This window comes from Burkholderia sp. BCC0506, assembly GCF_902833145.1.
In the GTDB taxonomy this organism is placed as follows: domain Bacteria; phylum Pseudomonadota; class Gammaproteobacteria; order Burkholderiales; family Burkholderiaceae; genus Burkholderia.
On the sequence record NZ_CADFEN010000008.1, the window covers coordinates 326,909 to 339,564 of the forward strand.

Annotated in this window: 12 protein-coding genes; 4 read left to right on the forward strand and 8 right to left on the reverse strand. The window is 66.6% G+C overall.

Annotated features, from left to right (window positions below):
• Positions 1 to 2: 2 nt before the first annotated feature.
• Positions 3 to 1,538, forward strand: a complete 1,536-nt coding sequence (opcM, locus tag HWX62_RS20615; RefSeq protein ID WP_175932108.1) for a multidrug efflux transporter outer membrane subunit OpcM — start codon at positions 3 to 5, stop codon at positions 1,536 to 1,538.
• Between the two features lie 189 nt (positions 1,539 to 1,727).
• Here opcM and HWX62_RS20620 read toward each other — a convergent pair whose 3' ends face one another.
• Positions 1,728 to 2,735 (reverse strand): questin oxidase family protein, encoded by a 1,008-nt coding sequence (locus tag HWX62_RS20620; RefSeq protein WP_175932107.1) that lies wholly within the window; start codon positions 2,733 to 2,735, stop codon positions 1,728 to 1,730.
• Positions 2,736 to 2,994: 259 nt separating this feature from the next.
• Here HWX62_RS20620 and HWX62_RS33120 point away from each other — a divergent pair, with 259 nt between their 5' ends.
• Positions 2,995 to 3,408 carry a hypothetical protein gene (locus HWX62_RS33120; RefSeq protein WP_175932106.1) on the forward strand — a complete coding sequence of 138 codons (414 nt, stop codon included), beginning with the start codon at positions 2,995 to 2,997 and terminating at the stop codon, positions 3,406 to 3,408.
• Between the two features lie 54 nt (positions 3,409 to 3,462).
• Here the strand turns inward: HWX62_RS33120 and HWX62_RS20625 are convergent, their stop codons facing one another.
• Positions 3,463 to 4,059: a TetR/AcrR family transcriptional regulator gene (locus tag HWX62_RS20625; RefSeq protein ID WP_175932105.1), complete on the reverse strand. Its 597-nt coding sequence runs from the start codon at positions 4,057 to 4,059 to the stop codon at positions 3,463 to 3,465.
• A gap of 127 nt (positions 4,060 to 4,186) precedes the next feature.
• Here HWX62_RS20625 and HWX62_RS20630 point away from each other — a divergent pair, with 127 nt between their 5' ends.
• Positions 4,187 to 4,615 carry a Tautomerase enzyme gene (locus HWX62_RS20630; protein WP_175932104.1) on the forward strand — a complete coding sequence of 143 codons (429 nt, stop codon included), beginning with the start codon at positions 4,187 to 4,189 and terminating at the stop codon, positions 4,613 to 4,615.
• Positions 4,616 to 4,679: 64 nt separating this feature from the next.
• Here the strand turns inward: HWX62_RS20630 and HWX62_RS20635 are convergent, their stop codons facing one another.
• Positions 4,680 to 5,570, reverse strand: a complete 891-nt coding sequence (locus HWX62_RS20635) for a LysR family transcriptional regulator (RefSeq protein ID WP_175932103.1) — start codon at positions 5,568 to 5,570, stop codon at positions 4,680 to 4,682.
• 101 nt (positions 5,571 to 5,671) lie between these two features.
• Between HWX62_RS20635 and HWX62_RS20640 the strand changes: the two genes are divergently transcribed.
• On the forward strand, positions 5,672 to 6,112 hold the full coding sequence (locus tag HWX62_RS20640) for a PACE efflux transporter (protein WP_175932102.1): 441 nt from the start codon (positions 5,672 to 5,674) through the stop codon (positions 6,110 to 6,112).
• Between the two features lie 98 nt (positions 6,113 to 6,210).
• On the opposite strand, the gene HWX62_RS20645 is transcribed toward HWX62_RS20640, so the two are convergent.
• From HWX62_RS20645 to HWX62_RS20665, 5 genes are all read right to left on the reverse strand, one after another.
• Positions 6,211 to 7,062, reverse strand: coding sequence for an alpha/beta hydrolase (locus HWX62_RS20645; RefSeq protein WP_175932101.1), 852 nt, complete (start codon positions 7,060 to 7,062; stop codon positions 6,211 to 6,213).
• A 235-nt stretch (positions 7,063 to 7,297) separates the two neighbouring features.
• Entirely contained in the window at positions 7,298 to 7,627 is a 330-nt protein-coding gene (locus tag HWX62_RS20650) for a DUF3579 domain-containing protein (RefSeq protein WP_175932100.1), read from the reverse strand.
• A 24-nt stretch (positions 7,628 to 7,651) separates the two neighbouring features.
• Positions 7,652 to 9,013 carry a sigma-54 dependent transcriptional regulator gene (locus HWX62_RS20655; protein ID WP_175932099.1) on the reverse strand — a complete coding sequence of 454 codons (1,362 nt, stop codon included), beginning with the start codon at positions 9,011 to 9,013 and terminating at the stop codon, positions 7,652 to 7,654.
• Positions 9,003 to 10,898, reverse strand: coding sequence for an ATP-binding protein (locus HWX62_RS20660; RefSeq protein ID WP_175932098.1), 1,896 nt, complete (start codon positions 10,896 to 10,898; stop codon positions 9,003 to 9,005). Before HWX62_RS20660 ends, HWX62_RS20655 begins: the two co-directional genes overlap by 11 nt.
• A gap of 115 nt (positions 10,899 to 11,013) precedes the next feature.
• Positions 11,014 to 12,378 (reverse strand): 2-hydroxycarboxylate transporter family protein, encoded by a 1,365-nt coding sequence (locus HWX62_RS20665; RefSeq protein ID WP_175932097.1) that lies wholly within the window; start codon positions 12,376 to 12,378, stop codon positions 11,014 to 11,016.
• Positions 12,379 to 12,656 lie beyond the last annotated feature (278 nt).

The following is a 12,656-nucleotide window of genomic DNA, read 5'->3' on the forward strand; positions in this document are numbered from 1 at the left end:
CAATGAACGATCTGAACAACACGAACGGCCTGATGCGCTTCGCGAAGGTGGCGGCTGCCAGCACCCTGCTCGCGACGCTGCTCGCCGCGTGCGCGGTCGGCCCCGACTACAAGCGCCCGGACGCGGCCGCGCCCGCGGCGTTCAAGGAAGCGCCGACCCTCGCTGCCGGCGAGCAGGCCGGCACGTGGAAGACGGCCGAGCCGTCGGATGGCGAACATCGCGGCGAATGGTGGAAGGTGTTCGGCGACCCGGTGCTCGATTCGCTCGAGACGCAGGCGCTCGCCGCGAACCAGAACCTGAAGGCCGCGGCCGCGCGGGTCGAGGAAGCGCGGGCAGCGACGCGTTCGGCGCGCTCGCAATGGTTCCCGCAGATCGGCGCCGGTTTCGGCCCGACGCGCGAGGGGCTGTCGTCGGCGTCGCAGTTCCAGCCGCAGGGCACGGGCCCGACGAACGCGACGCTGTGGCGCGCGCAGGGCACGGTGTCGTACGAAGCCGACCTGTTCGGCCGCGTCGGCCGCAACGTCGAGGCGTCGCGCGCCGATCAGGCGCAAAGCGAAGCGCTGTTCCGCTCGGTGCAGCTCGCGCTGCAGGCCGACGTGGCGCAGAACTACTTCGAACTGCGCCAGCTCGATTCGGACCAGGACCTGTATCGCCGCACGGTCGAACTGCGTGAAGAAGCGCTCAAGCTCGTGCAGCGGCGCTTCAACGAAGGCGACATCAGCGAGCTCGACGTGTCGCGCGCGAAGAACGAACTGGCCAGCGCGCAGGCCGATGCGGTCGGCGTCGCGCGCCGGCGCGCGGCATCCGAGCATGCGCTGGCCATTCTGCTCGGCAAGGCGCCCGCGGATTTCGCGTTCAAGGAAACGCCGATCGTGCCGGTCGCGGTGAGGATTCCGCCGGGCCTGCCGTCCGCGCTGCTCGAACGGCGCCCGGACGTGGCGGCGGCCGAGCGCGCGATGGCGGCCGCGAATGCGCGGATCGGGCTCGCGAAATCGGCGTACTTCCCGAAGCTCGACATCACCGGGTCGTTCGGCTATGAGGCGTCGACGCTCGGCAACCTGTTCCTGTGGTCGAGCCGCACGTTCCTGCTCGGGCCGTTCGCCGGTACCGCGCTGACGCTGCCGCTGTTCGACGGCGGACGCCGTGCGGCCGGCGTGCAGCAGGCGCGCGCGCAGTACGACGAGCAGGTCGCGAACTACCGGCAGCAGGTGCTCGTCGCGTTCCGCGAGGTCGAGGACAATCTCGCCGATCTGCGTTTGCTCGATGATCAGATCCGCGCGCAGGATGCGGCCGTCAACGCGTCGCGTCGCGCGGCGACGCTGTCGCGCACGCAGTATCAGGAAGGGGAGGTCGCGTATCTCGACGTGATCGACAGCGAGCGCTCGGTGCTGCAGTCGCAATTGCAGAAGAACCAGTTGACGGGTGCGCAGGCGGTGTCGACGGTCAACCTGATTCGCGCGCTCGGCGGCGGGTGGGGCACGGCGCCGACGGCGGTCGGCGATGCGGCGTCCGTCAAGGCGGATGTGGCTGCGCGGTAAGCACTAACGGTGGGCGGGTCGTCGCTCGCCGGCCGTGAAGGGAAGAAGCCCGGCATGCAGGCGCAGGTCTGCATGCCGGGGTTTTTATGGTTGCTCGCAAATTTCGCGAGACGTTGGCGATCGGCCAGGAACGGTCGCTCGACGAGCGCAGCTAAATCGTCGACCGTTTTGGACGCAAACGTAAGCCGGCTACGATATGAGCCTTGCCGCTGCAGCGAGGTAACGCGATGATGGATCGCGTCGGTCCTCGCAAAGACAGGTGTATGTCATCTTGATCACGTGATCGTCGTCCGAGGTGACGGCCATCCGGCAGACGTCGCTCCAGTCAATGTCGATATCTGGAACATTTGCTTCTGCGAGGGGGAGTCTCCCGACCGTTGCGTAAGCGGCGCATAGCGCAATCCAGAGGTTCGGCAGCAACTGCTTGATCAGGTCTTCGTGAAGCTGGGCAAAGACGATTCGTGCGGCACGGGTTGAGGTAACGGTATGGAGCAGTGTGAAGTTCGGCATACGCCAGTAAGCGCCGATGGTCGCCTGCGCCAGATCGTCCAGCAACGCGACATTGAGCGGAGGCGCAAGGACCGCGTTGCCAAACCGCACATCGGCGGCAACAGCACGCAAGCGCGACGTGATCGAGTCGCGCGGGAGTGTTACACCACTCAATGCCTGTGCGACATGGTCGAATCCGGCATCGATGCTGTCCGCCCTGGGGTTTTGGTCCGGAATACCGGCAATTGGCAGGTGCGACGAAATCAACGATGCAAGGCCCGAAGCAATCTCGCCGACATGTCCGACCTCAATGCCATAGGCCAGTCGGATCAGGGCGTGAAAGGCCCCGCTAGCGGGAGCGAACGGGACTGCTTGCAGCACGGCCGCGATCACTGGAACGATGCCGGCATCTGTCATCCAGTCCTGAAAGCAAAGACGCAGAGCGCCGAACGCGGCCCGGTTACCTAAATGTTTTGTCCAGTCGCCGCGAGAGATTGTCGTGTCGACTGGTGGCGCACGTAACGCGAATTTGCGCTCCCACATATCGAAAAATTCCTGCAGGCGAGCTGACGAGGCGCCCATATTGGCCAATGCAATGAGCGCCATCGGGCAGTGGTTCGTCGTACCTTTGGCAGCAAGATCGAAGCGTGCGTTCGCATCGAGAAGCTCGTTCAGTTTGAGGCGAACCGAGTCGGAGTCGTGGCGCATATTGCCGTCTCTCTATCGGAGGGATGAGCGTCATGATAAAAGTTCAAGCAAACTTCAAGTCAAGAGCAGTGACGAGAGCACAGCGGCCGTCTGATCGCGGAGTAATATTCCCCCATGTCCAGGAGATTGCCCGGCCCCTACGGCGCACAGCCGACCCCGTCCGTGACGACAGCGACAAGCTCGTCAAAGCATTTGGAACCCGCTTCAACGATACGTGTAGTGGCGCCGGCCGTGGCGACGGCATCGATGGGAATGCATCATGTCAACCGAGTGGAAGCACCGCGTCAGACTGTTTGTCCAGCGTTTCTGGCAGCCGACCAGTGCGTGCATGACGTGCATGCCGGGCAGCTGGGGAAATATCACGAGCCTTTCCCACTGGACTATCGCATTTCATACCGGACTGCTTACCGGACTCCTGGCCGTACTTTTGACTTTCACGTCTGTAGGGAAACTCTACGGGCATCGATACGGCAATGCGCTGGTCGTTGGCGTCCTGACGACGTTGGGCGACGCTTACTCGCACACGAGTCATTACCGTATCCCCTATGTCGAGCACATCGTGACGGGTGCGATTTCAGGTCTCTTGACGCTTGCAGCCTCATATCTCTTGGAAGACCGCGCGCGACGCCTTAGGGCGGTGTGGGCCCGGGTTTCCGGACAGCTTATCCGCTGACTTTCCGGGCAACGTGTCGATAAGTGACCGTTCCGGCGCGGAAGGCGACGTTCGTCATGCCTGCTGCTCGGGCCGTACGTCGGTACGCTCGGCGATCACCACCGCGTAACGGCCGACCGCATCGGCGATGCGCTGCGCGAGTTCGGGATCGCGCACCGCACGCGCGAGCGTGACGCCGCCCGACAGCAGCGCGAGGAACGCGATCGCGCGATCGTCATCGGGTGTCTCGCCGAGCCCGGACGATACTTCGTCGACGATCTGCCGCAACGCTTGTTCATACGCATCGCGCGTGTCGTCGTCGGCGCGCATCACTTCGGGCGACAGGCTCGGCAGCGCACAGCTTTCGCCGAGCGAGCAGGTGCGTCGCGGCCCCAGGTAGAACGATACGAACGGGCGTCGCCAGCGCGCGCCATGCTCGGCCTTGAAGGCCGCGACGCCTTGCCGCAGTTGATCGAGCCCGTCCAGCACGATCTGGCGGAAGGCTTCACCCTTGGACTTGAAATGCCCGTAGAACGCGCCATTGGTGACGCCCGCCGCTTTCGTCAGCGGACCGATGCCCGAGCCGCCATATCCTTCCTGGCGGAACAGGCGGCTCGCGGCTTCGAGGATGCGGGTGCGGGTTTCGTTCTTGTGCTCGGCGGAATAACGCATGACGGGCTCGCTTCAGAGCGATCGCTCTTTATTGCTTGCATAGAGAGCGATCAGTGTCTAATGTATAGAGAGTGACTGGTATTTATATCACGTCACGATCCCGATGACCTGACCTGGAGAAAGTGCGATGCCGATTACGCTGACCGTATCAGAAGGGGTTTTCACGCAGGAAGACGAAGGGCCGGTGTTTGCCGAGTTGACCGATGCGCTGCTGGAAGTCGAAGGATTGACCGGGAACGCGTTCCTGGCGCCGAACGTGATCGGCACGCTGAACGTGTTGCCGCGTGACCGGACCTTCGTGCAGGGCCGCGCGGAACCGGCGGCGTTCGTCGAGCTGAAGCTGCCGGCCGTCGCGCTCGCGGCGTCCGACAAGCAGCGGCAATTCGTCGAACGGGCGACCGAGATCGTGTTGCGCCGCGCGGGCGGCCGGCTCACGCCCACGCAGGTCTGGGTCAACGTCGTTCACGCGGTCGACGGCGGATGGGGTATCGCCGGGCGACGTTACGACAACGCGGCGCTGGTCGACGCCATCCAGAGCGCGGCGGCGGTGCAGTGATCGCAACTAACGGTCAAGCCATAGCGCGTTGACCGACGGTGCGGCGATACCCTCGCCGCACCGCTCAATGCCGACCGTCTTCAGCGCGCAGCGCCCGTACGAGTTCCCCGGCGGCCTTGCCGATCCCGGTATGTTTCAGCCGCCGCAAATACACGGGCAGCGGCAACCCGTTGCGGATGTTCGCGAACACGAGCGGCGCGAGTTCGCCATCGGCCACGTACCGGCCGATGATCGATTCCGGCAAATTCGCCCAGCCATGACCGGCCTTCACGAGCGCGATCGCGGTGGCCATGTCGGTCACCTTCCACGTGCGGTTGCCGATCAGCGGCCGCACGTCGGTCAACGGCCGTTCCGGATCGGCGATCACGATCTGCCGAAATCCCGACAACCGCTCGATCGTCTCCGGATGCGCGACATCGGCAATTGCCGGATGGCCGGGCGCGGCGACCGCGATCAGCGTCTCGGTCCACAGCGCGTGAATCTGTTCCTGCGGATGAAGGTCGAGCCCGCCGTACGCGACGCAAAGATCGACGGCGCCGCGATGCAGCGCATCGACGATCGCATCCTGCGGCGCGGTGACGAGGCCGACCGCGAGCGCCGGATACTTCACCGCGACGGCCGTCAGCGCGCGTGCAACCGGTGCGCCGTCGATCTCGGCCGCGAGCCCGAGCCGCAGCGTGTCCTCGACCCCTTCCGACAGGTGCTGCGCATGCGCACGCAGCGCGTGCAGCCGGTCGGCGATCGCGCGCGCGTCGGGAAGCAGCGCGGCCATCGCGGCGGTCGGCGTGGGCTCGCGCGTGCCGCGATCGAACAGCACGAGGTCGAGCTCGGCTTCGAGGTTCGCGATCGCCATGCTGACCGCCGACGGCGTGCGGCCGAGCGCGCGCGCGGCCGCCGAGAACGAGCCTTTGTCGATGACGGTCAGCAGCATGTCGATGTGATCGCTGGTCAGCATGGTCAGCCGCCTCCTGTCAGAAAAATTGAAAGGACCTGACTTTGGCGGACGAAGGGCCCGCGGTAGTCTCGCCACCTTGTTCGATATGAAGGCGGTCGGTCATGCAAGGATGGAAGAGACGCATAGTCTACGTCGTGATGTTCGAGGTGCTCGGCATCCTCGTCGCATCGTCGGTGCTCGGCATGCTGAGCGGCGCGAGCGCGGCGACGAGCGGCCTGCTCGGCGTGATGATCTCGACGACGGGCGTCATCGTCAATTTTCTGTACAACCTCGGGTTCGAGGCGTGGGAGCGGCGGCGTGCGGAAACGACGCGCACCGTCGGGCGGCGCGTCGTGCATGCGATCGGGTTCCAGGTCGCGCTGGTGACATTCCTGATTCCGCTGATCGCGTGGTGGCTCGACGTGTCGCTGTTGCAGGCGTTCCTGTACGACGCGGTGCTGATCGTGTTCTTCCCGATCTTCACGTTCGCGTACAACTGGGCGTTCGACAGCGTGTTCGGGTTGCCGGATGCGGTGACGCGCAAGGCGGCGTCGGCTGCGTGATGCAGAGGGATGCGAAACGATGCGGACAGCCGCGCCGTTTCGCTTGTGCAAGATTCTGCAACAGAGAGGAAAGCCGGGCGGCGCGCATGCCGCCCGCGTTACGCGGCGACGAATTCGTGTACGTAACGGTTGAATACCGCGGGGCTTGCCGCGTTCATCCCGTGCGACGCACCGGCGACGGTTTGCCGTTGCGCATGGCCGATCCACTGCGACAGCGTGTCGACGTTGTGGCGGAACATCTTCGGGCTGCGCTGGCCGTCGATCAGCAGCGTGCGGCATGCGATATCGCCGGCCGTGTGCTGCGAATACGCGGGCAGCGGGTCGCGCAACTGCTTCGGCAGCGTGCTCGCGTTGTCGATCGCCATCGTGCGGAAGCGCGACGTGCTCTTCTTCCATGCGCCGGGCAGGCTCACGGAATCGACGAACATCTCGAGACCGGCTTCGACGTCGCCTTGATCGATCAGGTTCACGGCCTGCGTGCGCAGCGCGAGGGCGGCGGCCGGCAGCGCGGCTTCGCGCACGCCCGGCTGCTGGAGCGGGCCGCCCGGATCGGCGAGCGTCAGCGATTCGACGAGGTGCGGATGCTGGCGCGCGACGTTGAACGCGACGCTGCCGCCACGCGAATGGCCGACCAGGTGCACGGGGCCGAGATCGAGCGCGTCGATGAATTCGGCGAGCTCGTCGACGTGGTTCTGCCAGCTGAATTCGTCCTGGATGCCTGCTTCGACGGCCGGCCAGTAGTGGCTCAGGCTCGGCGCGATGCAGCGGTAGTGCGCCGACAGCGCCGCCAGCTGCGGATCCCAGTAACGGTAGTCGCACAGCGAGCCGTGCACGAACAGCATCGGCGCCCCGCTGCCGCGCTCGACATACGGCAGGCTGATGCCTGACGAAAGCGTCGCAAATTGCAGGTCGGGGTTCGCGAGCACGGACGGCTCGATTCGCATGTTCATGGCTGAAAGACTAAAGGTGCGTCAACACGACGCAACTATGCATCACGGCGACCTGCAAGGAAAACGCATAATTTTCATCGTGACGATCAATTTTATTGATGGCTGCGGCGGAAACTCCTGTCGGAGCGTGGTCATGCGTCGAAGCCTTCAATCATCTGACGATTGATTGCGGCGCTGAAAGGGCGTGCGACGGCCTGCGCGCACGCGCCTTTGCGTTGGGAAAGCGAAGGGGGTGTCAGCGCACCGTGAACGCGGGCGCGGTCTGAAGCTCGACGGGGAGATCGTTGTCGGCGGCGAATTGCATCGCGAATTCGAATGCATCCGCACACACCGCGCGCAATTCGTCGGACACGAACAGGCATTTGACGCCGCCGTCGACGACCGGCATCGCGAGCCGCGACAGCGCGCACGGGTAGCCGGGCCGCCGTTCGCCGACGAACAGCGTGATGACGCCCGCGAGGCGCTCGGGCCAGTCGCTCGGGCGGAAGGTTTTCCGCGCGCGCGTGACGCCGCGGATCAGGTGGCCGTCGACGCGGCCGCGTTCGGTGATGTCGATACGATCCATGCTGGGGGCGTGTCCTCGTGCGCGTCATTCGCCGCCGTCGGCAGCCGCGTCGCCGCGCGCGGGAATCCGCAGGTTGCGCAGCTTGTGATAGAGCGTTTTCTTCGGCATGCCGAGCGCCTCGCTCGCGTCCGCGACGTTGCCGTTGTGACGCCGCAGCATGTCCTCGATCAGCATCCGCTCGAAATACGCGAGCTGCTCCGCGAGCGTGCTGCCGGCCGTCGGCGTGCCGCCGGACGACAGCAGGCTGTCGCCGGTCAGTCCGAGCACGAAGCGGTCGGCCACGTTCTGCAACTCGCGTACGTTGCCGGGCCATGCGTGCGTCATCAGTTCGGACACCTGCGCGGCGGTGACGACCGGCGCCGGCTGCCCGAAGCGCCGCGCGGCCGCGAGCACGAAATGCTCGAACAGCAGCGGCACGTCCTCGCGCCGCTCGCGCAGCGGCGGCAGCTCGATCTGCGCGACGTTGAGGCGATACAGCAGATCCGCACGAAAACGTCCGTCGGCCGCGAGTTCGGCGAGATCGGCCTTCGACGCGGCCACCACGCGGCAGTCGACCGGAATCAGGTCGTTCGCGCCGAGCCGCTCGACCACGCGCTCCTGCAGCACGCGCAGCATCTTGATCTGCAGCGCGATTGGCATCGTCTCGATCTCGTCGAGGAACAGCGTGCCGCCGTCCGCCCATTCGATCTTGCCGATGCGCTTCTTGATCGCGCCGGTGAACGCGCCGGCCTCGTGGCCGAACAGCTCGCTCTCGAACACCTGTTCGGGCAGGCCGCCGCAGTTCAGCGCGACGAAATGCGCGTCGCGCCGGCTGCCGAAGTCGTGCAGGCTGCGCGCGATCAGCTCCTTGCCGGTGCCCGTCTCGCCGGTGATCAGCACCGATACCGACGTGTCGGCGAGGCGCAGGATCTTCTTGCGCACGTCGGCCATCGCGGGCGACTTGCCGAGCACGAACGCCTCGATGCCCTGCCAGTTGTTCAGCGCCGCGCGCAGCCCCTTCACCTCGAGCGTCAGGCGGCGCTTCTCGACCGCACGCGCGACGCGCCCGGCGATCACGTCCGACGAAAACGGCTTCTCGATGAAGTCGTACGCGCCGACCTGCATCGCGCCGACGGCCGTCGAGATGTCCGCATGGCCGCTGATCAGCACGACCGGAATCTGCGCATCGATGGCCATCACGCGGTCGAGCAACTGCAGCCCGTCGATGCCCGGCATCCGCACGTCCGACACGATCACCACCGGCGCGCCGGGCGCGACGTGCGCGAGCGCGTCGGCGGCCGACGCGAACGCGTCGACCGGGAACCCGGCGAGCGCGACGGCCTGCTCGACGCCGATCCGGACGTTTTCATCGTCCTCGACGACCAGCACGCGAATCTCATCTTCCATGCTCTGTCCTTTGTTGCGGCGTCGCCGCCGCGAATTCGATGGTGAATTGCGCGCCGCCTTCGTCGCGGTTCGCCGCGACGATCTTCGCGCCGAAGGCCTCGACGATGCGCGACGTGATCGCGAGGCCGAGCCCGAGGCCCTGGCCGCGCGGCTTGGTCGTGACGAACGGCTCGAACAGATGCGGCAGCACGTCGGGCGCGATGCCGGCGCCGCTGTCGGCCACCGTGAAACGCACGCGGCCGACGCCGTCCGCCTCGGTCGCCTCGGTCGCCTCGATGACGATGCGGCGCACCGGTGCGTCGTGCACCGCGTCGAGCGCGTTGCCGAGCAGGTTCACGATCACCTGCTGCAACTGGCTCGATTCGGCCGAGACCGTCGTGCCGGGCGCGATGTTCACGTCGAGCCGCACGCCCTCGTCGCGAATCCGCGCATCGTAGATGAGCCGCGCATGCGCGACGGCCTCGTTCAGCGATACCGCGACGCGCTCGACGTCGGGCTTGCGCGCGAAGGTCTTCAATTCGCCGGTGAGCACGGCCATGCCGTCGACCAGCTTGCCGACCCGTTCGAGATTCGCGAGCGCCGGCGCCGGCTGGCCGCGCTCGAAGAACGTGCGCGCGTTGTCGCACAGCGTGCGGATCGCGACGAGCGGCTGGTTCAGTTCGTGTGTGAGGCCGGCGGCCATCTGCCCGAGCACCGCGAGCTTGCCCGCGTGCACGACTTCCTGCTGCGATGCGCGCAGTCGCTGCTCGGTGCGTTCGCGCTCGTCGATCTCGCGCTGCATCCGCTCGTTCGCGGCCGTCAGCGCGGCGGTGCGCTGCGCGACGGTCAGTTCGAGCCGGTCGTTCGCGCGGCGCAGCGCGTCCTGCGCGTTCAGCCGCGCGATGATCGCCCGGCGGCGCTGGATCGCATAGCCGACCAGCAGCGCGACGATCAGGAACGCACCGGTGACGAACACGAACGCCGTCTGCTGCTGGCGCCGCGCGCCCGCGATGTCGAGCAGCACCATCAGCGAATCGCCGGCCTGCGGCGCGGGGCGCGACATCACGAGATAGCGCGTGGTGCGGCCGGCGTGGTGCGGATCGGGGAAGGTGCCGAACCACGCGGCCGAGCTGCGGTCGCCGATGCGGCGATAGGGCAGCGCGTCGACGGTGCGGCCCGCGTACTGGCGCGATGCCTGGATGTCGCGCTGCTGCTGTGCGGTGATCGGGCGCAGCGCGGTGAATTTCCACGCGGGCTCGGTCGAGATCACGACCACGCCGTTGCTGTCGACCACCATCGCGGCGACGCCCGGCGCACGCCATGCCGATTCGAGCGGATCGACGCTGATCTTCACGGCGGCCACGCCGATCGGCGCGCCGTCGCTGCGTACCGCGCTGGCGAAGTAGACGCCCGGCACGCCGGTGTTGGTGCCGATGCCGAAGAAGCGGCCGCTGCCGCGCGCGAGCGCGTCCTTGAAGTACGGCCGGTACGACACGTTGGTGCCGACGAAGCTGATCGTCTCGTTCCAGTTGCTGGCGGCGATCACGTCGCCTTGCAGGTCGATCACGTCGACCGCGCCGCTGCCCGCGTCGCGGTTCACGGCCTCGAGATAGGTGTTCACCGCATGCACGAGCGCGGGCGCATCGTTCGGCGCGGCTTTCAGCATGGCCCGCACGCCGTCCTGCCGCGCGACCAGGCCGGGCAGGATCTCGAAGCGGCCGAGCTCGCTTTTCAGGCTCGACGCATACAGGTCGAGCCGGTGCGCGCCGGCTTCCTCGAGCGCGTCGATCGCGCGTTCCCACGCGAAATCGACGGCCGCGCCGGCCACGCCGACATACAGCACCGCGGCCGAGGCCCAGCCCCACCACGGGATTCCCTTGAAGCTCTTCTGCACGTTCGTCCTCATCGAAGCCCGCAACGCGCGTGAACGGGGCTCGTCCCGAACGACGCGCGCCGCGCGCCGGCAGGGCCGGCGGCGGCGCGTGAGAGGCAGCCGGCGCGACGACGCGCGCGGCCGCGCATCATCCGAAGTGCGCGACCAGGATCAGCGTCACCGTGACGACGATCGCGCCGCCGATGCGCGTGGCGATCTGCGCGAACGGCATCAACTGCATCCGGTTCGCGGCGGTCAGGATCGCGACGTCGCCGGTGCCGCCTTGCCCGCTGTGGCAGGCGTTCACGATTGCGGTGTCGATAGGGTACATCTTCAGCAGGCGGCCGACCACGAAACCGGTGCCCATCAGCGTCGCGACGGTCGACACGATCGTGACCACGTTGACGATCGTGAACGCGGCGGTCAGCTTGTCCCACGGCGTCATCGCGACGCCGATCGCGAACAGCAGCGGGTACGTGACGGCGGTCGAGAAGAACTTGTAGACGACGAACGCGCCTTCCTGCAGCGGCGGCGACACCGCGCGCGCCAGCTTCACGAGTACCGCGAGGAACAGCATCGCGACCGGCGCGGGCAGGCCGAACAGCTTGTGCGCCATCAGGCCGACGAGGTACAGCGTGATCGCCGTGATGCCGGCGCCCGCGATGTGCGTGACGTCGACGTGGCCGCGGATTTCCTCGCTTTCCGGCGTCATGTCGCCGCTTTCGCCGACCTGCAGGCGGCCGTTGCCGGTCAGGTGCGGCAGGCGCTTGCCGAGCATGTCGAGCGCGCCCGACAGGATGATCGCGGTCAGGCTGCCGAGCATCACCGGCGGCAGCACCATCGCGAACATCTCGCCCTGCGGCAGGTGCATCAGTTCCGAATAGCCGATCGACAGCGGAATCGCGCCTTCGCCGACGCCGCCCGCCATGATCGGCACGACGATGTACAGCAGCGTGTGGCGCGCGCCGAGGCCGAGCGCGGTGCCGACCGCCGTGCCGACGATCGCCGCGGCGACCGAGCCGGCCGCGAGCGGAATGAAGATCTTCACGAAGCCCTGGATCAGCACGCGGCGGTCCATGCTCAGGATGCTGCCGACGATGATCGACGCGATGAACAGGTACAGGAAGTTGGTCGACTTCGTGAATTCGACCGTCAGGTTCAGCACCGGCTTCGGCAGCACGTGGTAGTACGTGAGCGCCGACGGCACGAAGGTCGCGAAGATCGCGGCCGCGCCGATGTTGCGCAGGAGCGGCAGGCGCTTGCCGAGTTCGGCGCACGTGAAGCCGAAGAACGCGAGCACGGCGATCGCCATCGAGATCTCGCCGGGCACCTTGCCCGTCACCGCGAAGCCGACGATCAGCCCGAACAGGATCACGTAGACCGGCAGCGGGATGATGCCGATGCGGATTTCCATCAGCTTCCACCAGCCTTGCGGCCAGAAGCGTTCGCGTGTGGCGGGGCCGGCTGCGGCAATCGGCTCGGGATGGGACGGGGTATGGATAGAGGTCTGCAAGACGTGTCTCCTGATGTTTGGAATGCCTGCATCGCTTCGCGGCATCGTGTGCCGTCTATTACGCAACCCCCATGCCAGTATTCCGGTTGGCCGGGATATTTTTAATCCATTGATTCATAAGGAATTTGTTTCGTCTGAGGAAAGGGTTTGCCAGGCGGGATGGCCGAGATTTCGGAATCGGCGCGGCGCCCGGGCCGAGATTTCGGCCTGACGGCGGCCCGGTCGCCCGGCCGTGCCCGTCGCCCGCCATATCGCCGCGCGCGATTTTCTTCGCACAA